Source organism: Moorena sp. SIO3A2 (genome assembly GCF_010672265.1).
GTDB classification, from domain to species: Bacteria; Cyanobacteriota; Cyanobacteriia; order Cyanobacteriales; family Coleofasciculaceae; genus Moorena; species Moorena producens.
The window spans coordinates 49174-70636 of the sequence record NZ_JAAHHC010000024.1 but is presented as its reverse complement, the minus strand read 5'-3'; the positions used below and the strand labels follow the sequence as shown (position 1 = coordinate 70636).

Annotated in this window: 17 protein-coding genes and 1 pseudogene; 11 read left to right on the top strand and 7 right to left on the bottom strand. The window is 43.8% G+C overall.

Annotated features, from left to right (window positions below; all coding sequences use genetic code 11):
* Nucleotides 1–247: 247 nt before the first annotated feature.
* The 5 genes from F6K64_RS23815 to F6K64_RS23795 all read left to right on the top strand — a co-directional run bounded on the left by F6K64_RS23815 (nt 248) and on the right by F6K64_RS23795 (nt 9399).
* The gene (locus F6K64_RS23815; protein ID WP_008190861.1) at nt 248–1957 is read left to right on the top strand and encodes a helicase HerA domain-containing protein; all 1710 of its coding nucleotides are present in this window, start codon (nt 248–250) and stop codon (nt 1955–1957) included.
* A 424-nt stretch (nt 1958–2381) separates the two neighbouring features.
* Nucleotides 2382–3224, top strand: coding sequence for a prohibitin family protein (locus F6K64_RS23810; RefSeq protein WP_008190859.1), 843 nt, complete (start codon nt 2382–2384; stop codon nt 3222–3224).
* 308 nt (nt 3225–3532) lie between these two features.
* Nucleotides 3533–5464 carry an ABC-F family ATP-binding cassette domain-containing protein gene (locus tag F6K64_RS23805; protein WP_287253168.1) on the top strand — a complete coding sequence of 644 codons (1932 nt, stop codon included), beginning with the start codon at nt 3533–3535 and terminating at the stop codon, nt 5462–5464.
* A gap of 558 nt (nt 5465–6022) precedes the next feature.
* Entirely contained in the window at nt 6023–7480 is a 1458-nt protein-coding gene (locus tag F6K64_RS23800) for a zinc ribbon domain-containing protein (RefSeq protein WP_044495634.1), read from the top strand.
* Nucleotides 7481–7680: 200 nt separating this feature from the next.
* Nucleotides 7681–9399, top strand: a complete 1719-nt coding sequence (locus F6K64_RS23795) for an ABC-F family ATP-binding cassette domain-containing protein (RefSeq protein ID WP_008190851.1) — start codon at nt 7681–7683, stop codon at nt 9397–9399.
* Between the two features lie 86 nt (nt 9400–9485).
* Here F6K64_RS23795 and F6K64_RS23790 read toward each other — a convergent pair whose 3' ends face one another.
* Both F6K64_RS23790 and F6K64_RS23785 read right to left on the bottom strand, forming a co-directional pair.
* On the bottom strand, nt 9486–10433 hold the full coding sequence (locus F6K64_RS23790) for a circadian clock KaiB family protein (protein ID WP_008190849.1): 948 nt from the start codon (nt 10431–10433) through the stop codon (nt 9486–9488).
* A gap of 255 nt (nt 10434–10688) precedes the next feature.
* Nucleotides 10689–12014 carry a type IV pilus twitching motility protein PilT gene (locus tag F6K64_RS23785; protein WP_008190847.1) on the bottom strand — a complete coding sequence of 442 codons (1326 nt, stop codon included), beginning with the start codon at nt 12012–12014 and terminating at the stop codon, nt 10689–10691.
* 78 nt (nt 12015–12092) lie between these two features.
* Between F6K64_RS23785 and F6K64_RS23780 the strand changes: the two genes are divergently transcribed.
* Together F6K64_RS23780 and F6K64_RS23775 are read left to right on the top strand one after the other, a co-directional pair.
* Nucleotides 12093–12233 carry a hypothetical protein gene (locus F6K64_RS23780; RefSeq protein WP_154659978.1) on the top strand — a complete coding sequence of 47 codons (141 nt, stop codon included), beginning with the start codon at nt 12093–12095 and terminating at the stop codon, nt 12231–12233.
* A gap of 882 nt (nt 12234–13115) precedes the next feature.
* Nucleotides 13116–13490 (top strand): hypothetical protein, encoded by a 375-nt coding sequence (locus F6K64_RS23775; RefSeq protein WP_044495632.1) that lies wholly within the window; start codon nt 13116–13118, stop codon nt 13488–13490.
* A 227-nt stretch (nt 13491–13717) separates the two neighbouring features.
* Here F6K64_RS23775 and F6K64_RS23770 read toward each other — a convergent pair whose 3' ends face one another.
* Nucleotides 13718–14350, bottom strand: coding sequence for a hypothetical protein (locus F6K64_RS23770; protein WP_287263256.1), 633 nt, complete (start codon nt 14348–14350; stop codon nt 13718–13720).
* A 723-nt stretch (nt 14351–15073) separates the two neighbouring features.
* On the opposite strand from F6K64_RS23770, the gene F6K64_RS23765 reads away from it, so the two are divergent.
* Nucleotides 15074–15445 (top strand): hypothetical protein, encoded by a 372-nt coding sequence (locus tag F6K64_RS23765; protein ID WP_229419075.1) that lies wholly within the window; start codon nt 15074–15076, stop codon nt 15443–15445.
* A 511-nt stretch (nt 15446–15956) separates the two neighbouring features.
* Here F6K64_RS23765 and F6K64_RS23760 read toward each other — a convergent pair.
* Genes F6K64_RS23760 through F6K64_RS23750 form a run of 3 tightly spaced genes read right to left on the bottom strand, consistent with a single transcriptional unit; the run spans nt 15957 to nt 19228 of the window.
* Complete coding sequence (locus F6K64_RS23760; protein ID WP_411550863.1) at nt 15957–18449, bottom strand: NACHT domain-containing protein; 2493 nt, start codon at nt 18447–18449, stop codon at nt 15957–15959.
* Nucleotides 18431–19015, bottom strand: a complete 585-nt coding sequence (locus F6K64_RS23755) for a hypothetical protein (protein WP_008190833.1) — start codon at nt 19013–19015, stop codon at nt 18431–18433. Before F6K64_RS23755 ends, F6K64_RS23760 begins: the two co-directional genes overlap by 19 nt.
* A gap of 30 nt (nt 19016–19045) precedes the next feature.
* Nucleotides 19046–19228 (bottom strand): hypothetical protein, encoded by a 183-nt coding sequence (locus F6K64_RS23750; RefSeq protein WP_271968388.1) that lies wholly within the window; start codon nt 19226–19228, stop codon nt 19046–19048.
* Nucleotides 19229–19261: 33 nt separating this feature from the next.
* Between F6K64_RS23750 and F6K64_RS39060 the strand changes: the two are divergent.
* From F6K64_RS39060 to F6K64_RS23740, 3 genes and pseudogenes are all read left to right on the top strand, one after another.
* Nucleotides 19262–19348: pseudogene (locus F6K64_RS39060) on the top strand (hypothetical protein); the annotation flags it as partial.
* Nucleotides 19324–20124 carry a Uma2 family endonuclease gene (locus tag F6K64_RS23745; RefSeq protein WP_502708061.1) on the top strand — a complete coding sequence of 267 codons (801 nt, stop codon included), beginning with the start codon at nt 19324–19326 and terminating at the stop codon, nt 20122–20124. The pseudogene F6K64_RS39060 and the gene F6K64_RS23745, both read left to right, overlap by 25 nt.
* Nucleotides 20125–20273: 149 nt before the next feature.
* The gene (locus tag F6K64_RS23740; protein WP_229420232.1) at nt 20274–20435 is read left to right on the top strand and encodes a hypothetical protein; all 162 of its coding nucleotides are present in this window, start codon (nt 20274–20276) and stop codon (nt 20433–20435) included.
* A gap of 175 nt (nt 20436–20610) precedes the next feature.
* Here F6K64_RS23740 and F6K64_RS23735 read toward each other — a convergent pair whose 3' ends face one another.
* Nucleotides 20611–21462, bottom strand: coding sequence for a tRNA-dependent cyclodipeptide synthase (locus F6K64_RS23735; protein WP_071106673.1), 852 nt, complete (start codon nt 21460–21462; stop codon nt 20611–20613).
* Nucleotide 21463: the final 1 nt, after the last annotated feature.

Here is a 21463-nt window from a genome sequence, read left to right as displayed (position 1 = left end):
CCTCAACTAGCTTGTGTGGCACAGGCTTCTAGCCTGTGACCCATCCCATCAGCTGATAACTGATAGCTGATAGCTGATAGCTGATAGCTGATAACTGATAGCTGATAGCTGATAGCTGATAGCTGATAGCTGATAGCTGATAGCTGATAGCTGATAGCTGATAGCTGATAGCTGATAGCCTACTCCCTACTCCCTACTTCCAATCACCCAAATGATTTAGCATTGCTATAGTCCTGGAATTATGGTAATGGATTTAAGTCAACCTTTAGGTTCAGTTATTCAAGGCTCTTTGTCTGCTGGATTGGAAGTGCGATTACACCCCGATGTCTCCGTAGAAGATATGCGGGTGGGGAAATTTCTGGTGGTCCAGGGAATGCGATCGCGTTTCTTCTGTATGCTCACCGATGTGTCTTTGGGAACCTCCAGTCAGCGGATTCTGGTTAATCCTCCTAATCCCAATGATGATTTTCTACGGGATGTACTCGCAGGTAGTGGCACCTACGGTACGATTAATCTAACCCCGATGCTAATGTTTACGCCACAAAAGTCCCAGTCACAACAGCCAGTGGAACTAAATGGAAAAAGTCCCTTAGGCTCCTTTCAAGCTCAAAGTAGCGAAGAGATGGAATTGTTACCAGTAAAAACAATTCCCAGCCACTTTTCTCAAGTATACGATGCTAGTGAACGGGATTTTCGGGCAGTCTTTGGCTGGGAAGATGACCCCCATCGCCGGAATTTTTCCATTGGTCAACCCCTTGACATGGAAGTCCCCATATGCATCGACTTAGATCGGTTTGTGGAACGGAGTAACGGGATTTTTGGTAAGTCTGGCACCGGTAAATCCTTTCTAACTCGACTACTGCTATCTGGGATTATCCGTAGGCAAGCAGCAGTAAATTTAATTTTTGATATGCACTCGGAATATGGCTGGGAAGCCGTATCGGAAGGGAAACAATTTAGTACAGTCAAAGGGTTGCGCCAGCTTTTTCCATCCCAGGTACAAGTTTATACCCTCGACCCAGAATCCACCAGACGACGAGGGATTCGGGATGCCCAAGAGCTTTATCTAAGTTATGACCAAATTGAAGTAGAAGATATCAACCTAGTCCGAGGAGAGTTAAATCTTTCTGAAGCTAGTCTAGAAAATGCCATTATTTTACGCAATGAATTTGGCAAATCCTGGATTGTGCAACTGCTGTCTATGACCAATGAAGAAATCCAGGAATTTTGCGAAGTCAAACGAGGCAACAAGTCTTCAATTATGGCATTACAGCGCAAATTAAGCCGATTCGATGAATTGAAGTATATCCGCAGTGCTTGTCCCCATAATTATGTCAATCGAATTTTAGAATCTCTCGATGCCGGGAAGCATGTTGTGGTAGAATTCGGTTCCCAATCCAATATGCTTTCCTATATGTTAGCAACTAATTTAATTACCCGTCGTATTCATAACAGTTATGTCAGAAAAGCTGAAATATTTTTGCAGTCGAAAAATGCCAGCGATCGCCCCCGTCCCCTAGTAATTACCATTGAAGAAGCCCACCGTTTCCTAGATCCAGCCACAGTACGTCAAACAATTTTTGGGATTATTGCCCGTGAAATGCGCAAGTATTTTGTGACCTTGTTAGTCGTAGACCAGCGTCCTTCTGGCATTGATAACGAAGTCATGTCTCAAATTGGAACTAGGATTACTTGTTTACTAAATGATGATAAAGATATTGAAGCAATTTTTACTGGGGTGTCTGGTGGCCAAAGTTTGCGTTCGGTATTAGCCAAGCTCGATTCTAAGCAACAAGCCTTGATTTTAGGACATGCGGTACCAATGCCAGTCGTAGTCAAGACCCGTGCTTACGATCAGCAATTTTATCGGGAAATTGGGGAGCTAGATTGGCAAGAAGTGTCCGATCAAGAGGTATTTTTAGCCGCCCAATCAGCTAGGGAAGATATAGGGTTTTGAAGTAGGCTATCAGCAGTCAGCAGTCAGCGGTCAGCTTAAGCGCTACGCGCACGCGTGCGCGTTCAGTGGTCAGCCGTCAGTGGTCAGTGGTCAGTGCTCAGTGGCCACTCAAGTAGTGTGGCACAGGCTTCTAGCCTGTGATCCATAAGCTGTTCGGCGTAGCTTGGGCCTAGCCCATCAGCTGATATAGCAATCCGTCTAGGAATTGCTGAGAATTTTGTTCCCTACTCCCTACTCCCTACTCCCTGTTCCCTACTCCCAGATCCGCTGTTCCCTTTGCTTAAGCTGATAGACGAACTTTTCTAGTATGCTGAAAATATGATGCCATAAAGCTTACGAGATCTGGCAAATGCCCTATCTGGTAACATCAGTGCTTAATTACCCTGTGATTAATCCAGGGGATAATTCAAAAGGAGATTAAAACTTGAGGAACCAAAATCCACAAAATTTGCAATCTTTAGTCGGGGGGATTATCGCAGCATTAGTTATTCTCCTCTCCTTTAATTGTTTTGTAATTATCAATCCCGGTCAGGCTGGAGTCCTTAGTATTTTGGGTAAAGCTAGAGATGGCGCTCTGCTTGAGGGTATCCACTTCAAACTGCCCTTCGTCTCTATAGTCGATGTGTATGATGTCACCGTACAGAAGTTTGAAGTCCCAGCCCAGAGTTCCACAAAGGATCTTCAGGATTTGACCGCACGATTTGCCATCAACTTCCGCCTCGATCCCACTAAGGTGGTTAGTATCAGACGAAAACAAGGAACTCTACAGAATCTAGTGACCACAATTATTGCCCCTCAGACTCAAGAGTCATTTAAAATTGCTGCCGCCCTTCGCACTGCTGAAGAATCGATTACCCAACGGAGTCAGTTAAAGGAAGATTTTGATAAGGCTTTGGGCGAAAGGTTAGCCAAGTATGATGTCCAAGTATTGGATACTAGTGTCATTGACCTGAATTTTTCTAGGGAATTTGCCAAGGCAGTTGAAGAAAAACAGGTAGCAGAACAACAGGCCCAACGAGCTGTCTATATAGCACAGGAGGCTGAGCAAGAAGCTCAAGCAGAAATTAATCGCGCTCAGGGTAAGGCCGAAGCCCAACGACTGTTGGCGGAAACCCTCAAAGCCCAAGGGGGTGAACTGGTGCTCCAGAAAGAAGCGATCGCAGCTTGGCGAGAAGGTGGGGCTCAGATGCCTAAAGTTCTGGTTATTGGTGGTGAGGGGAATCACAGTGTTCCCTTTATCTTTGACCTAAACAACGTACCTCAATAGCATCAAAATGTCAATAAAATAGTCAAAAGCTCTTTAATTTCATGGTAGTTAGTAATAGTAAGTTTGATATTTTGCACTTGATTATTAGTAGTTAAATTACAACTACCAAAAACCGTTTTCTACCCAGAAAACGGTTTTTTTTTAAATAAATTTATAGCAGTCTAAGTAAACCTTAAGACATATTTATCTTCCCTACTCCCTACTCCCTACTCCCTACTCCCTACTCCCTACTCCCTACTCCCTAATCCCTAATCCCTACTCCCTAATCCCTACTCCCTAATCCCTACTCCCTTTCCTATAAATTTTTCATGAGTATTTTCACCCTACAATCAGTTCACAAAGACTTTGGGATTAAGGAAATCCTGAAAGAGGCTAGCTTTAGTCTAGATCCTATGGATAAAGTTGGTCTAATTGGCACTAATGGTTCAGGCAAATCGACCCTATTAAAGATAATTGCTGGTCTTGAGCCCATTGATAGTGGTCAACTCTCGGTTAATCCCAAAACTAAAATTGTTTACTTACCCCAACAACCAGACTTAGATGAAAACAACACGGTTTTGGAACAAGTGTTTGCTGATAGTGGTCAGCAGATGACTCTGATTCGTGAGTATGAAGAACTTTCCCAGAAATTGGCTCACAATCCCGAGGATAACCAACTGCTAGCACAGCTCTCAAGTGTAACCCAGCAGATGGATGCCACAGGAGCTTGGGAACTAGAAACAAAGGCAAAAATTATTCTGAGTAAATTAGGGATAGTTGATTTTGATGCTCCCATTGGTCAGTTGTCTGGTGGCTATCGTAAACGGATTGCTTTAGCAGCTGCCTTGCTAGCGGAACCAGAGGTATTGTTAATGGATGAGCCAACAAACCATCTTGATGCCATGTCAGTGGAGTGGTTACAGAGTTATCTGAATAGTTATCGTGGAGCAATCTTACTGATTACTCACGACCGCTATTTTCTAGACCAGGTCACCAACCGCATTATCGAAATTGACCGGGGAGACCTGTATACTTACTCTGGCAACTATTCCTACTATTTAGAGAAAAAAGCCTTAGCTGAAGAATCAGCCATCAGTACTCAACGGAAACATCAAGGGGTATTGCGCCGAGAGCTAGAATGGCTAAAACGAGGTCCAAAAGCTCGCAGTACCAAGCAAAAAGCTCGAATTGACCGTATTCACGACATGCAAGCCAAGGAGTTTAAACAAGCTCAGGGTAAAGTAGAAATTTCTACCCCTGGTCGTCGCATTGGCAAAAAAGTGATTGAGTTAGAAAATGTTTCTAAAGGCTATAACGCTAGAATTCTGCTCAAAGATTTTACCTACGAATTTAGTCCCGATGACCGAGTTGGCATTATTGGTGGGAATGGCGTAGGGAAATCTACCCTAATGGATATTATTACTGGACGCATTCAGCCCGATGCTGGTAAAATAGAAATTGGTTCCACCATTTATATCGGTTACTTTGACCAGCATTCAGAAGATTTGCTCGAAGCTCTTAATCAAAATCAACGGGTAATTGATTACCTTAAAGACGTAGCAGAGTATGTGACAACCGCTGATGGCACATTGATCAGTGCCTCACAGATGCTGGAGCGTTTCTTATTTCCTCCCACCCAACAGTATGCACCAATTCATAAGCTTTCCGGTGGAGAGAAACGTCGCTTGTTTCTGTTGCAAGTACTGATGAGTTCTCCCAATGTACTTATTCTTGACGAGCCCACTAATGATTTAGATGTACAAACTCTAGCTGTACTGGAGGAGTATCTAGAGGGGTTTAATGGTTGTGTGATTATTGTCTCCCACGACCGCTATTTCCTAGACCGCAGCGTAGATAAAATCTTTGCCTTTGAATCTGAGGGTAAGGTACGCCAGTATCCTGGTAATTATTCCCTTTATATCGATTATAAGCGAGAAGAAGAAGCAAAACTAGCCCAACAGATGGCTCAGACTCAAGGGAAAAAGGCTGAATCCTCTAAGGTCGAGCCGTCCACTAAAAAATCATCGAGTAATAACAAACCCCGTCGGCTGTCTAATTGGGAAAGGCGGGAATTTGATCAACTCGAAAGTCAGATTCCCCAACTGGAAGCTCAGAAAGCTGAGTTGGAGAAAACCCTTTATCAATCTCCTCCCAAAAATACCAGTGAGGTCCAGGCACTTTATCAGACCTTGGAAGCCTTGACTCAGGAAATTGATACAGCAACTGAGCGTTGGATGGAGTTGGCGGAACGGGAATTTTAGATCACAACCGTTGCGATTGGCCTACGGCCACGCTACGGGATTGACCGTAGGTCACGCTACTTGAGGTGCATAATTTAGATCACCAGCGCTGTGATTATACCGTTGCGAGCCTACCGTTCCATACGCATAATTGAGGTGACAGCTGATCAACGTTCAATTGTTCGTCAGTGGTTTGGAGGTACTACCAGTCATGATGAATTTTTGTTACGATCACCAAAAACATCCTGGCTCGTAAACTCTATCACTAGACTTATTGCATAAATCATGTTTTTGCCTCCCTAGCCCCCCAAATCTGGGCAGGGGATAATGGGGGCTTGGCACCATTGATGCAAGAGGTCTACTGTAGGTGGCGGTTTCCGGGGATAATCTGCTGTAGATGGGAAAACTAAGAAGGACTAATGGTCAAAGGAACAGGGGAATCCCTGTCAACCAAACTTCTGTAGTCTCGCGCTTAAACGCCAATAAAGCGGTACAAATCGGGATTTAACACCTCAAAACGGACATGGACATTTTTGTAGCGCTAGGGTAAGATGGAGAAGTAAGAAACAGCAGTTAATGATGCCAAGAAAGTTGGGGACAACCAAGAAAATATCGACTCAAGTCGTTCCCGTAGTGGGAATGAATAATTCGGTCAAGCAAGAGTGGTTCTCTACGATCAAGAAGCTAGGCATCGTTAGAGCCGAGTCTTACAACAAGCTAGGTAGCATTAGCCATTGGGGGATGGATTGGAAAAAGGCTATCCCCGAGATCAAAAGCTTTAGGACTCCTGAAACCCTGGGCTTACCGGCTAAATTGATGGATTGGACGATCAACGATGTAGCCAAGGCAATCACAGCTCAGCAGGCAGCTTCCTCCGATGCTGTAATTAAAAAGATCTACAAAAGATTTCCCGGAAAAGAAAACGAAAAGTGTAGAAAAGAATATGCCACGCAGCTTAAAACCTTAGCTTTCCTGGAGAACCCACTACTTCACCGGCTTGTCAGGAAAGAATTTAAAAGAGGTCATTCTTGGGTTGACAATCAGATGGTTTATCAACAAGTAGGATACAAGTGCAAAAGACTTTCTCCTAATACATACCAGCTGGAAATAGCTGGATTAACGAGTAGAAAAAGAAACAAGATCGTTGTCAAAAGTAACAGAAAAGTAAAAGGTCAGATCAGACTGATATATAATAACCAGTCTCAACAATTTGAGATTCATTTCTTGGTTGACCATGGAAGAGTCGAATCTGTTCGAAGACCTCGCGAGATAGGAGTAGACAAAGGTTACACAGAAGCCTTCTATGATTCGGAAGGCAAGGCTCATGGGAAAGGCTTAGGAGTCTTGCTAAGCAAGAAATCAGATAGAATATGTGCCAAGAACCGAAAAAGAGGAAAGCTTTGGGCACTTCATAGAAAATTAGAAAAGTTAGACCCAGCTAAATCAGCTCGAATATTAAGAAATAATCTGAGCAGAAAAACCGAGAACAAACGTTACAAGCAAGATCAATCAGAAATACAGTCAGTACTCGGAGCTGCCTCCAAGTCACTAGTTGGAGGAAGAGCGTTAAAAGTTTTTGCAGAAGATTTAACACAACCAATTAAGAATAAGCGCCAGTCGTTGGCCATGTCTCGCAAGCTCAATAGCTGGATGATTGGACAGATGCGAGACTCCCTGCAAAAATGGGCTGACTGGACTGGCTCGGTTGTCACGGAAGTTCAGCCTAGTTACACGTCGCAAATTGACTCCAGGAATGGAACCCTATTAGGGAAAAGGACTGGGGACAGTTTTACCGGATTTGATGGGGTCGTGTTGCCGGCTGACCACAATGCTGCCAAGAACATCCTTGCGAGGGGTACGGACTTCGAGATTTCTCGGTTCTCTTCTAGGACTGAGGTTCAGGCCGTGTTGTTGCGTCGTACCGCGCGTTTCTTGAAAGGGTTGGGATTGAGTCTAGCTGATGCAGTTGAGCTTGGTTGGCTTAACTCCAAACATAGTAAGACTCAGGCTTTCAAGCAACTCCTCATCGAGATGTGAGGAACGTCCAGATAGCTGGGTGGTAGGTTTAACTCCAATTACCGTCTAACCACTCCTCACTCGGACAACAATAAATTGTACCTTGACCGTTAAATCCGGGTTTATCCCGATTAATCACGGTTTAAGAGTATCTCAACCCGACAGCAACTTGGGATCAGGAATAAAAGTCCCCAGCTAAAATTTTCCTTGGAGACATCTTAATGCTGCGACTCGAACAAATTAGTAAAGTATACCCCACTGGCGAAGTTCTAAAGGATGTCAACTGGGAAGTTAAACCAGGCGATCGCATTGGCTTAGTTGGCGTCAATGGTGCCGGGAAATCTACCCAACTGAAAATTATTGCTGGAGAGATGGAACCCACCAGCGGCGTTGTTATCCGTCCTGCCAGTCTTCATATCGCTTACCTCACCCAAGAATTTGAAGTAGACCCAACCCGCACGGTCTCAGCAGAATTCTGGACGGTATTTAAGGAAGCTAACCACGTACACTCCGAAATGCTACAAGTCCAAAACGCCATGGAAATGGCTGATGAAGCAGAATTGGAAGGGCTGATTAGAAAACTAGATAGGTTGCAGCGCCAATTTGAAGCCCTCGATGGTTATGGCTTACAAGCAAAAATTGACAAGATCTTGCCGGAGATGGGATTTGAGCCAGAGGATAGCGATCGCTTAGTGAGTGCTTTCAGTGGTGGCTGGCAAATGCGCATGAGTTTAGGCAAAATCCTGCTCCAGAAGCCAGACGTCCTACTAATGGACGAGCCGACTAACCATCTTGACTTGGAAACCATCGAATGGTTAGAAAAGTATCTCAAGGGTCTGAAGACCCCAATGGTAATAGTATCTCACGACCGGGAGTTTCTTGACCGCCTCTGTACCCAAATTGTAGAAACCGAACGGGGTGTCTCGACTACCTACCTAGGCAATTACTCAGCTTATCTCCAGCAGAAAGCCGAGATGCAGGCAGCTCAACTGAGTAGCTACGAGCGTCAACAAAAGGAAATAGAAAAGCAGCAAGCCTTTATTGAGCGTTTCCGTGCTAGTGCAACCCGGTCTACCCAAGCCAAAAGCCGAGAGAAACAATTAGAAAAAACTGAACGGATAGAAGCCCCAACTGCTAATCTCAAAACTCTCAAATTCCAATTCCCTCCTGCCCCTCGTAGTGGTTTTGAGGTAGTCAAAATCAAGGATTTAGTCCATGACTATGATGACAAGATTTTATTTCTGGGAGCAGACTTGTTGATTGAACGGGGCGATCGCATTGCCTTCATCGGTCCCAATGGTTGCGGTAAATCCACCTTACTCCGGATGATCATGGGAATGGAAAAGCCAACAGAAGGGATAGTAGGACTGGGCAAACACAATGTGATTCCTGGTTACTTTGAGCAGAATCAAGCAGAAGCCCTAGAATTGAGCAAAACGGTCATGGAAACCATCCATGATGAAGTCCCAGACTGGAAAAATCAGGAAGTGCGTACCCTATTGGGACGGTTTCTGTTTACTGGGGACACGGTATATAAAAAGGTTGAGTCCCTTAGTGGAGGCGAAAAAGCCCGCCTGGCCTTAGCCAAAATGCTCCTTTGTCCTGCTAATTTACTAATTCTGGATGAGCCGACTAATCACCTGGATATCCCAGCCAAAGAAATGTTGGAGGAAGCACTCGGTACCTATGATGGTACAGTAATTATTGTTTCCCACGACCGCTATTTTATCTCGAAAGTGGCCAAAAAAATAGTGGAAATCCGGGATGGCGAATTCTGTACCTATCTGGGAGATTACCACTACTATCTTGAAAAGATTGCCCAGGAAAAAGAAGAAGCTCGGTTAAAAGCGATCGCTGCGGCCAAAGCGGCTAAAAAAGCGGCAAATGCTAGCAAAAAGACTAAAAAGACCAAAAAGAAAGCTGCTGCTAAACAAAAGTAACAACAAAAGTAACATATAGCAGTTTTCAATACCCAATTGAGAACTGCTATATTACCTATTACCGATTAAAATTACCGATTAAAAGCTTATTGCTTAAGTGCTGAGGAGTCAACTATATTGCTGGTTAATCTCTGCAATACCTGATCAATATCGTTCAAATCACCGACAATCCGCCGGACAGGCTCGGGCCATACTCTGAGTAGTGTCGGTGTAGCTGAGATCTGATCACTTTCTGCGAGTTCTGGGTGCTTGAAAACATCAATAATTTTTAGGGTATAGGGATGACCTAAATGATTCTCTAACAACTGGTATAGACTCTTGAGAGTATACTCAGTTTCTGTACTATGTCCGCAAACGAACAAACGCAGGACATAGCTATGGGTAGGTTGTGCCTGGGAGTGAGACACATCAGGCAGGGACATCCTGGATAAAGAATCAGGTTTGGTGACATCGGTGACAGTCAGTGAGTCTGTACTATCAGTGGCAGACTTAGATAAACCCGGCAGCTTTTCAATAGCTCTCAAATGCTGCTGAGGTGACCATCTCCCAGAGTTTTGATTAGTAACCCTTTCTGGCAAAACCTCTTCTGTATCGTAGTAGGATAATGGCTCTGGGCGGTCAATGCGCAGGATCAAGTCGTGGTTTTCCCAAAGTTGGGGAAACTGATTGCGATAAGTTTCTAGCACCGCCGGGTCACAGGACTCTTCCTCCCAAGGGGCTACTTGCCAAATCAGGTTGTCAGTGCCAAATACGGCATTTAACAATGCCTGATGATGTTGCACCAACCAATGAATTTCTGCTGACATGCGCAACTGATTGGTTTGAGGGTCAATCCACCGATCAATGGTAGCAGTATATCCGGGGACTAAAAAATGAGGTGGCTCTGGTAACCCCAGTATTTCCTGTAAACTCGCACACAGATGCAGGTGCCAGTGACTCTGCTTATTAAAGTCAATGCTATACACTAGATCTTCCCCTGGTGTAAATATAGCAATACCTTTAAACAGTTGGGGCGAGGGGGTTTCATCCAGCATATGCTAGTACTATGTCAATTTAGTTTTGATGGTCAAGGTGTTACGGTAATGGTGTGATATCATGTCCGTTTGAATACTTACACTTTGGTAAATCGAAGGCAGAGGGCAGAAGGCAGCTTTGCTGAAGGAAAGGAGTAAGGTTTGAAGGGAGAAGGTTTTTCATCACTAATTATCCGGACATGATATTAGGGGTTAGGTTTTAGGGGTTAAGTCAGTATCCCTAATTCCTAATCCCTATACAAGCCTGCCTAATCCCTAAATCCGACCGCGCAACATCATTGCAATCTCGTTGGGAGTGGGTGACTTTTCCAAGGCAGTTTCCTCAGTAATACGCCCCTCTTGGTAAAGAGCGAACAAGGATTTATTTACGGTAACCATACCGTCAAATTCACTGTCCGCCATCAGTTGTTCAATTTCTTCGTATTTGCCCTTGAGGATGTAATCCTTAATGGATTCAGTATTAATCAGGATGTCATGAAAAGCAGCACGCTTGCCATCGGTAGTACGGCACAACCCTTGGGAAATGACTCCTACTAGGGCTTCTGATATGGACACCCGCATGGGAGCCTGTTCTTCTGGATTGTAGAGATTGAGAATCCGCTCAATGGTTTTCACGGCACTGTTGGTATGCAAAGTACCCATGACCAAGTGACCAGTTTGAGCAGCTTTCAGAGCTGTATTGACTGTTTCTCGATCTCGCATTTCCCCAATCAGAATCACATCGGGGTCTTCCCGCAAAGCGGCTTTCAACGCCCGGTCAAATTTACGGGTATGCATTCCTACTTCCCGCTGTTTAACCAGAGATTTTCGACTTTGGTGGATAAATTCAATGGGGTCTTCAATGGTAATTATATGCCGCGCCATCTCTTTGTTCATATAGTCTATCATTGCGGCCATGCTGGTAGATTTTCCGGAACCTGTGGGACCGGTGACCAAAATGAGACCTTTATGGTAATGACAGACATCTTTCAGGATTGGTGGCAACCGCAACTGCTCAAGGGTCAATATCTTCAGGGGAATAATCCGCAAGACCATGGCAGGACCAAGAAGGCTATCGAAGACATTAATCCTTACCCGACTAAACTCGTACTGAGTTGCCCCATCAAATTCCAACTCTTCTCTAAAGCGCCGGATTTCTTCATCAGTCATTACTTCCTTGAGCCAACAGTTAAATGTTGCGTGATCGGTGAGTGGATATTCGGTTGGCTCCATTTCACCGCGACTCCGGAAACGGGGAGTTTCACCAACACCTAGATGAATATCAGACACTCCTTTCTCAAAAGCCTCACGGACAATGCTTTCTAAGCTTGACTGTCCAGGGGGCAGACCGATGCTATGGGGTGTCTGCTGGTGCTGATTGGCGGATGGTTTTGCTTGGACGTTAGTGGCTGAATTCTGAGCTGCTGTGGCCACAGGCCGAGGGCGTGAGGCTACTGCGGCACCGGCTTGACTGCTTCTTGGAGCCATGGCTCTTGGTTGTGCAGGTCTCGATTGATTGGCTTGAGCAGATACTGGTCTAGACGCTATATTCGAAGGCGGTGGTGCTGGTGCAATCCGGGGTGAACGCTGTGGGTCTGTCATCTTTCAACTACCAACTACAGTTGGGCTACGAGAATTTATTTTACAAACTCTTACATTAAGTTTTCCCAACAGTTAGGGTTGAGTATAACTTATAACAGTTCTACCTTAGGTAAGGGATTTTCGTCCTGGGTTAATGGGAGTCGGGAGTCGGGAGCGGTGCGACCCGTGGCGAATTTAATTACGGGTCAAGCGCACCGAGGGAGTCGGGAGTCGGGGTAAGAAAATTGAGTGTACCTGATAAGTATGAGAAACGCTATAGACCAATTTCATTTCTTCGAGCTATAAATGGTGAGGAGGTGATGTGTTTATAGGACTATGTATGTTTTGAAATTCGTCAGCTGTCACCATCTAATTGTTTGTTATTGTTTGTGATTGTTTCTTTTTGAGTAAGCAGGAAAAGCTCTAAAACCCTCTCCCCTGCTCAAGACCAGATTTAAGATCACCTTGAGGGCGGGGCGCAAGCCGTCAGGGCGCAAGCAAAGGGCCCCATTGATTCAAAGCACCCCTAAGATTAGGGTTGAGCAAGGGACGGGGGGGAAAGTCCTAATCACAAATACCTAATATGAGTAATTATCCTTAATTATCAGTAATTATGCTTAATATTAGAAAACTATTCAATTTGGATAAAAAATATTAAGCAAAGTATAATAAATGTTAAGCAAATCGGAGTCAACCCCTCACCCATCCTGATCCGATTCGGTGACCCTAGTTCCCTTTCTTGTTCTTGCGACTCTATAACTTATCTCTATAACTGATTCGGTCTATATAACTCTAACTATAACCCTATAACTGATTGGGTCTATATCTTCGGTCCATGTATCAGCGATCAAAAATTGCTTCATCTGTCTAATGGTAGATTATGGGTCTGTCTTAAGATAACCAATAATTTCCGGCTTTTAACGATTGTAACAATTTTGATACATAGGTCGGACGAGTTGACTGTAAACTTTTTTGACAAAAGGTTCATCTTCATCAAAATTTTACCTATACTGAAACTCACCTAGAAAATTTCCAATCAAAGAATTTACTCAAAGACAGACCCTGTCAATGAATGACAGACACTGTCAATTCATTTTTTTAATGATTACTGGAGAAAACACCATGGCATTAACCACAAGTCAAAGCTTGACACAAACTGATTCATTAGCAGTGGTCAAAAGCTTTTTAATTTGGGCATTTACCTTGGCAGTTTGCTTACTGGTTGTCGGTTTTCCGTTGATTGTATTGATGGTGACCACCGGCGCTCTGTTAGCGATCGCTCTACAATCGATTCTGCCGGTTAGTGCTGTATTACTAGTAGCAGGTAGTATGATTGGAGTAAATGTTTTAGCAGTGATATTAGGTGCAGGAGTCTTAACCTTTAAGGGGGTTCATCCTCAGGAAGTTCGTTGGTTAAATTGGCTACATGGCGAGCCTGATCTGATCCAGACTCCCGTTTATGCGGCTTGCCCCCTCACCTGTAACATTATCAGGTAACATGATCAGATAGTCACATAGAAGGTTTGTGAGCTGACCCAAGTCTCGGAATGTTAATAATTGATGACCTTCTAGGATCTCAAAAAAGGGTACAAGGTGTGGGAGTGTTTTCTCTTTTCCGTCTAAAGGTCATCAAGGGTCAGCACCCTGCCCGTTCATAGACGGGGCTTCCAAACATTCCACGATTTTTTGTAATAAAGCCAAGCTTTGGTAAGTTGATTGGTTTTTCAGCAATTTTCCCGGTCTTGACCGGGTTTTTTGATGAGAACATTCAAGAGTATCCTACGAAGGTTGAAGGTTGCAGGTTGCAGGTTGCAGGTTGCAGGTTGCAGGTTGAAGGTTGAAGGTTGAAGGTTGGTTGACGGTTGCAGGTTGAAGGTTGAAGGTTGGTTGACGGTTGCAGGTTTAAGGTTGCAGGTTGAAGGTTGCAGGTTGCAGGTTGCAGGTTGCAGGTTGAAGGTTGCAGGTTGTTCGCCTTTGGCGTTCGGTGTAGGGTAGGTTGCAGGTTGCAGGTTGAAGGTTGGTTGATGGTTGCAGGTTGTTCGCCTTTGGCGGTTCGGTGTAGGGTAGGTTGCAGGTTGCAGGTTGAAGGTTGGTTGACGGTTGCAGGTTGCAGGTTGCAGGTTGTTCGCCTTTGGCGTTCGGTGTAGGGTAGGTTGTTCCCGTAGCGTGGCCGAAAGGCCAAGGTTGGTTAACGGTTGCAGGTTGCAGGTTGTTCGCCTTTGGCGTTCGGTGTAGGGTAGGTTGCAGGTTGAAGGTTGGTTGAAGGTTGGGTGAAGGTTGGGTGAAGGTTGCAGGTTGAAGGTTAGTCGAAGGTTGGTCAAAGGTTGGTCAAAGGTTAACGGTTGCTTCGCTACCAATTACCCATCTCCTCATCTCCTCATCTGGCCAGATGGCCAGATGGCCAGATGGCCAGATGGGGGAGATTTTTATTGGGTGCATCTCATATTTGTAAAAAAGATCGGAAGTGTGGGAAGTGTGGGGCCCGGGCGCGGGGAGTGTGAGGAGTGTGGGAATTTTCGCCCGAATTTTTGCCTAATTGCAAAAGTGATGCAGCTTCGGAACAGGGGAGGCAGCGCCGCCAAAGGGGGTTCCCCCCACTCGCGCTTTGCCGTGGTTTCCCCCACTCGCGCTTTGCATCAAGACACTGAGATGCACCCTTTTTATTAAGGGTAATTATCCCGACATAATATAACAATCAATTTCAGTACTTAAAAAATCAAATATTATCACTGTTCCCTGTTTCCTACCTTGATAAGTAAATTTTTAACTTGGGGCAATCACTAAGTTTATACTGCCATGATCCAGATTTAAGCTACTAGCTAAAAAAACTACCATTCTAATCGTTATATTTTAAATAATTATTAACTTTTATGTAAATTACCTTGATTTTTTTGATTTTATTGTTGACAAGAATAGTAGCCATTGGTTATACTATAATCATTGGAAAAAGAGCCGCGATCATCGGCCACCAACCTGGAAGCGCGGCTCTCCCCCCCAAGTTAAATGGAGGTAACTCTATCATGCCAAAAAAACGATTCGTTTATCATCCCATCGATTATCACGAAGCTTTCGCATAGCGTGTGCGTAGCACAATGGAGCGCCTGGAACAGCTTGCACAACAGAGGGAGTTAAAGGGCGAGTATTCCTATCCCTATCCCATTACCGAGCGCGAGCAAATCTTGATCCGACTTTACAGTTACTCCGAATTGGGTATGACACCGCAACGGTTTTACAATAAGTGGGACTTGAGTCGGGAAGATATGGCTTTAATCTGCTCTTGTTCCGTTCACACCGTTAACGGCTGGTTTAACACCAGTCGTCGCTGTTACCCTCCCACTCCTGGTCACTTGCGCCATCTGGCCATTATGGATCTCTTGTTGGAGGATTTCGAGACAATTCCTAAACCGTTATTGGAGCGATTGTTGTCGAAGGGTCTTGAAGGCAGAATGTAGAATTAAGAATGTAGAATTAAGAATGTAGAAGGTAGAATGTAGAATTAAGAATGTAGAATTAAGAATGTAGAATTAAGAATGTAGAATTAAGAATGTAGAATTAAACACCTACACAGAATTAATTACCTACTCTCAATTTCTGTAATCCTGACATTGTAAGGTTTTTAATTTTGTGAAATGTGTAATCAATTTTGTATACCTGCTTACAAATTCTAAATTATAAATTCTACATTCTAAATTAGAATCTATTCCCATGGTTTTATTTTCACAATTAAAATAGGGATGCTAGACTGGATTTAATGTAACCTAAAATGACTCTCCCAAGGTTTTCGACTTTGGGAGTATTTACTTGCTGTTAAGCAATTTACTATATTTCATAATACTTATCAAGCCTTTTTGAAACCTTATTGATAATAGATAGCAGTTATCAATAAGGTGAGGTAAATCAGTTAAGAATTTTAGTAAATCAGGTAACAGGTAAAAAATCCTGTATACTTGATTACTATCAGAACTAGCGTAACTTTGCTAATTTCTCTTGAGCAAATTCCCGCAGTTTAGGATCGGGGTCATGCTCTGCTCTATTTTTCAATAAAGACCGGGTTTGGGAATGGTTAGGATAATATTTCAGGATGGCCTGAAGGGCTACTTGTCGAGGATTGACATTGTCGTAATCCTCGTCTTGATCACGCTCAAAGGGGTCATGGAGAATGCGATGCTCTGAAAGAGCCGCTACGCGAACGCATAAAAATTCCCATAACCAAGGCTGATCGTGCCAAGCTTGAGCTAACTGTTCAATTGCTGTACTTCGCAGCCAGGAATCTTTATCAGAACGAACCGATTCTTGAAGTATGGCTAAGGTATCTGGGTGGTCTTGGTAACCTTGAGCTAACTGTTCAATTGCTGTAAGTCGCACCGACGAATTTTTATCAGAGCGAGCGGATTGTTGAAGTAGGGCTAAGGTATCTCGGTGGTCTTGGTAAGCTTGAGCTAACTGTTCAAGTGCTGTACGTCGCACCCACGAAATCTGATCAGAGCGAGCGGATTCTTGAAGTAGGGGTAAGGTATCTGGGTGGTCTTGGTAACCTTGAGCTAATTGTTCAATTGCAATACCTCGCACCCACCAATGCTGATCAGAGCAAGCCGATACTTGAAGTAGGGGTAAAGTATCTCGATGGTCTTGGTAACATTGAGCTAACTGGTAAATTGCTGTACCTCGCACATCCGAATCAGTATCGGAGCGAGCCGATACTTGAAGTAGGGGTAAGGTATCTCGATGGTCTTGCCAATGGGTGGCTACTCCTACAACAGCTGTAGTGCGTATATAACGGACTAAGAATCCCTGATATTCATACTTTTTATAATCATAATTTAGATCATAGTGAATTAAGTCTTTGAAGCAATTCAGTAATTCAGTATCCGTTGATTTAATATCATACCGATTCCTGACTTCAGACAAACAATCCCCTGCCAGAAATAAATTATGAAACTTATCCCCTTCTCCATCTTTTGCCATCAAATACTCAATAATCTCTCCACCTTTCTTGGAATCAATCATGCCCACAATCAACTTGATCACTTCATGCCAAGATTCATCCTGCCAGTGTTTACCAAATACCTCGTTTTTCAAATGTTCTAGGGAAATTTCCTGTTTTTTTTCAAATTTACTGACAAATTCCCAAGCACAGAAATATTCCAAAAATGTCCGATGCACAAAGGCGTAGTAATCGGCTCCCATGAAACACAAGATAAAATTGCGGGTGCGCAACTGATTAATCATTACCTTAGCAACGGCTCTGGGATTAGTAACCTCCCGTAATTTCAGCTCATCTTTGATAATCCTTTCTAAATCCTCTCCACTAATCAGATTTCCCGCTAACCCTGCTTGATTTTCATGCATAAAATATGCCACTTTTCCAAGCATTTGTTGCTTATCTTTATAATCAATCGTCTTGGGATCAACACGATTATCTTCTAGTAATGCTCGTTCCACATCCCATTGATGGAGCAGTAATCGAGACGCTTGGTTGTAGAGTTCAGAGCGGTCACGAGGCAATTCTTGATTGCGGTTCAGGATTGCCATCATAGTTAATAATAGGGGATTTTGCGCCAGTTGTCGAATTGGAGGTGATGTGTCTATTGCTTTTTGTAAGCGCTCGCGTTTCCTAACTTTATCGGCTTGATTAGTAAAGGTTAACTCGTGCCAGTGCTCGATAAAGGTTTGAATTTGTTCTGACTCCAAGTCTTGGAGCATCACATGACGAAATTGAGCATTTCGTAGCCGTTGGGATTTATAACCAATGACGCGAGATGTAACAATTACTCTTACCTTAGGATAGGTATTGGTAAAGCGATGAATATCCGTAATCACATCTTCTCGTTTCCCTGGCTCAAAGACTTCATCCAAGCTATCAAACATCACTAATACGTTACCAGCCTTTAACTGGTGATGCAGTTGATGTTGATTGAGATGACATATCGCTCCACTGCTTTGATTGCAAAATTCCAAGAAGTTATTACACTGTCCACTATCGCGATTGCGGATATAGGTACGTAATTCAATCAGTAAGGGAATTGGTAGAGAAAGGGCAGTAGTCAGATCCGTTCTTGCCCAATTTAATGCTAAATATTGCAGCAAGGTAGATTTACCGGAGCCTGGGTCTCCTAAAACTACCAAATAGGGATAACCTTGAGACTCATTAATAACATCTAATACGGATTTAACCGGCTGTTGATGATAAATCTCTTTGGCTCGTTTCAACTCCTCTTTGTCAATTTCCTGATCTAGTTGACCACTCTCTAGGAGTTTTCGATAATAATCCTTAGGCAGTTCATGAATAGCTGACGGCATCAGGTCATGAACCTCTCGCACATTTTGAGGGATAAATATTTTCCAGAGTTTTAGTTCGTTATAGGCACAAGCATTGGTATCTAAACTATCTAAGCTCAGATTACCGTAGCGCTCTAGAAGTCCTTCTTGATAGGTGCTTAAGTCAAAGTCTGGGATAATGCCTGCGGTAGCGTTAGTGTTTTTTGCGATCGCGTAGCGTAGCCCTTCGGGCTAATCGCATCCAAGGTTTGGGAATCTCGGATAGGCCGTAACTGATCCGACTCCCGGATGATAGTGTGTACTTGCTTGAGATACTGTCTAGCAATATACTTCCAACGAAATTCTTCTGGTAATGGTAATAACTTAAGCTCAATCCAAGTCTTGGTTAATGTCTCGGTATCTATGTGTTGACAGCCATATTTAAACGCACTTCCTAGGATAGCTTTAATGGATTTGTTTTTAATATACTGCTTGAGGGGTTTAGTATACTGTTTTAATTCTTGCTTGGATAACTCAGCATCTTCCAATTCTCTTTCAACTAAGGCTACAAATTCTTTTAAAGCTTTACCGAAGAGTTTTTTCTGGGTATTTTGATCCGATAGTCCAGTATAGTCTTTGATGGATTCTTTGAAAAAATCTTTGGTGTAGTCTTCTAGAGCTTCTTTGGCCAAGGGACCGATTACTTCTTTGGCGAGATAGCCACCGGCACTAGAAATTCCCCAAACTGCTAACCAATCCAGCATGATATTGGTATTTGTTTTTTAGTTTATCTATTAGTATAGAGCAAAGGGAAAAGGGAGTAGGGAGTAGGGAGTAGGGAGTAGGGAGTAGGGAGTAGGGAGTAGGGAACTTCGGATCTGGGAACAGCGGATCTGGGAACAGGGAGCACAGCTGATGGCTGACAGCTGACAGCTGACGGCTAAATGCTTACCGACAGTTGCTAAAATCAAAATCATGAGTCGGAAAAAATTGAGGTAATCTCATGTCTGTTGCCAAACCCTTATTTGAGCAGGTTATTCTCCCTCATCCGGCCAAAGAAACCCTGCCCACCATGTATGATTTACCCAGTGAAGATCCCGAGGAACCGGGTTTGCCTGACGAATTTCATCTTTGGCAACCACAACTGTGTAGTGAGACATTTCGCCCTCCCAATTATGAGAGCGATCGCGTTTTTGTGGCCAGTGACTTAAATTTATATTATGACCCCAACCATACCGCTTGGTACAAACGACCGGATTGGTTTGCTGTAGTGGGGATTTCCCGATTCTACCAGGAACGAGAGCTCAGAATGAGTTATGTGATCTGGCAAGAAGAGGTCAGACCAATTGTGGCCATAGAATTGCTCTCTGCTAGTACCAAAGATCAAGACCTTGGTTACAGTGAACGAACGGGAGAACCACCGACCAAATGGGAAGTGTACGAGCAAATTTTAGCTATTCCCTACTATGTCACCTTTGACCGAGTCAGTAACGAATTACAAATCTTTCACTTAGATGAGGGCAGCTATCAACCACAAACATTAGACAATTCCCAATTTTGGATGCCTGAGTTGCAATTGGGTTTAGGACTATGGTTTGGGGAATATCGGGGATTGAATCGGTTGTGGCTACGTTGGTATGATCAACAGGGGAATTGGATTCCCACTGACGCTGAACTTGAACGTCTTCGAGCTGAACAGGAACGGCAACGAGCTGAACTGGCTCAACAACGAGCTGAACAGGAACGTCAAGAGAAGGAACTGGCTCAACAACGAGCTGAACAGGAACACCAACGAGCTGAACTGGCTCAACAACGAGCTGAACAATTAGCAGAACGGTTACGACAGATGGGTATTAATCCCGATGAAATTTAACCCCTGTCTGAGTTGGTGGGTGTATCTCATTAAAGCTGTTTGACCCGGTGGTGGGTTAGATTATGTTCGGATAATTGGGGACAATACTGATAGATTGGCAATCTTTTTCAGTGCTACTGATACTGACGATAATTCCTTAAACGCAGTGCATGGCGAAAATTCGGAAAACCGTTGTGAACACGATTGGGTTAAATCCAGATTACCTGATTCCCGTTCCCAAAGAGACGATTCCGAAAACAGGGATCGGCAAAATTCAGCGCCAGGAATTGAGAAAAAGATTTGAGGCTGGTGAATTCCATGGCTTCTTTTGAAAGGCTGAAGTCAGCAACTTCGAGTCAGGAGTCATAATTTCAAATACCTCTTGTTGTCTTATCGCGTTTTCCATACCTATGAGGTACACAGGATTTTTTACCTGTTCCCTGTTCCCGATTCCCGATTCCCGATTCCCGATTCCCGATTCTGCAACCACCATTGACCTCAAAGCCCTTAGATGCTTTCTCCAGCAGTAGCCTTCCTTTTAAGACGCAGGCTGACCCAGATCATTTGCTTGAGAGGTAAAGGAACCTCTGGGTGCAACCCTTCCGCAATTTCTTCAAAAGTTTTAATTGACCCAGGATAAACAAAAACTGGCCATCCTTCTTTAGCAAGGCAGGTAAACACAGCTGACTCTTCCAGCAGGTAGGTGATCGCCAGGTGCTTTTGCCTTTGGAGAAGCTGCTCTACTTCCTCTTCTTCTGACTGTTCCCCCCGATTAAGATAGGTTTGGGCAAAGGAGTTGACCATCTTTTGAAAAGATTCATCCTGTTGATAAAGACCCTGAAAGTCTTTGTAATACATCTCAAATTCTGATTGCTTCTCTATTTGGGAAGCCATCTGGAACTGGAATTGACAACTTCCAGAGTATTGCTGGAACAAGAAACGGTTTTGATTAATAAAGGTCTCTCCAGTGCGAATTGCCTCCAGCCAAGCTTCATCCCCTTTAAGTCCCTGTCTAACTTCGATTGTCAGTCGATATAAACTGTCCCCAACTAATACTAGGCAAGCTTTGAATTGTTCGCTAATCCATTTTATCAAGGCTTCGATTCGCTCACTATAAACAAAGTTTTTACTTCCCAGACTGATCATGAAAACACACTTTTGATAATCAGACAGGGAGCTACGTAGGCGAGCAGGAGAGACCTTAGCCAAACTTACCTTGTACTCATAAACTTGGGTGATATTGGCAGTAGATTGGGTCAACTTTAAGTCGCGTCTCTTAAGATCGATCGCTTTGCTTATTTTCGATTGAAGCAACTTCAATTGCTCTAGTGAAAGCTGATTCCAGTCAAAATTTTCCATG

What these genes read in the sequence shown, in the direction of transcription:
- F6K64_RS23800 (WP_044495634.1), top strand. Translation starts at nt 6,023, where the DNA reads ATGCCAAGAAAGTTGGGGACAACCAAGAAAATATCGACTCAAGTCGTT.
- F6K64_RS23735 (WP_071106673.1), bottom strand. Translation starts at nt 21,462, where the DNA reads ATGGAAAATTTTGACTGGAATCAGCTTTCACTAGAGCAATTGAAGTTG.
- F6K64_RS23790 (WP_008190849.1), bottom strand. Translation starts at nt 10,433, where the DNA reads ATGCTGGATGAAACCCCCTCGCCCCAACTGTTTAAAGGTATTGCTATA.
- F6K64_RS23755 (WP_008190833.1), bottom strand. Translation starts at nt 19,015, where the DNA reads ATGCTGGATTGGTTAGCAGTTTGGGGAATTTCTAGTGCCGGTGGCTAT.
- F6K64_RS23775 (WP_044495632.1), top strand. Translation starts at nt 13,116, where the DNA reads ATGGCATTAACCACAAGTCAAAGCTTGACACAAACTGATTCATTAGCA.
- F6K64_RS23745 (WP_502708061.1), top strand. Translation starts at nt 19,324, where the DNA reads ATGTATGATTTACCCAGTGAAGATCCCGAGGAACCGGGTTTGCCTGAC.
- F6K64_RS23740 (WP_229420232.1), top strand. Translation starts at nt 20,274, where the DNA reads ATGGCGAAAATTCGGAAAACCGTTGTGAACACGATTGGGTTAAATCCA.
- F6K64_RS23785 (WP_008190847.1), bottom strand. Translation starts at nt 12,014, where the DNA reads ATGACAGACCCACAGCGTTCACCCCGGATTGCACCAGCACCACCGCCT.
- F6K64_RS23805 (WP_287253168.1), top strand. Translation starts at nt 3,533, where the DNA reads ATGAGTATTTTCACCCTACAATCAGTTCACAAAGACTTTGGGATTAAG.
- F6K64_RS23750 (WP_271968388.1), bottom strand. Translation starts at nt 19,228, where the DNA reads ATGATTTTGATTTTAGCAACTGTCGGTAAGCATTTAGCCGTCAGCTGT.
- F6K64_RS23795 (WP_008190851.1), top strand. Translation starts at nt 7,681, where the DNA reads ATGCTGCGACTCGAACAAATTAGTAAAGTATACCCCACTGGCGAAGTT.
- F6K64_RS23815 (WP_008190861.1), top strand. Translation starts at nt 248, where the DNA reads ATGGATTTAAGTCAACCTTTAGGTTCAGTTATTCAAGGCTCTTTGTCT.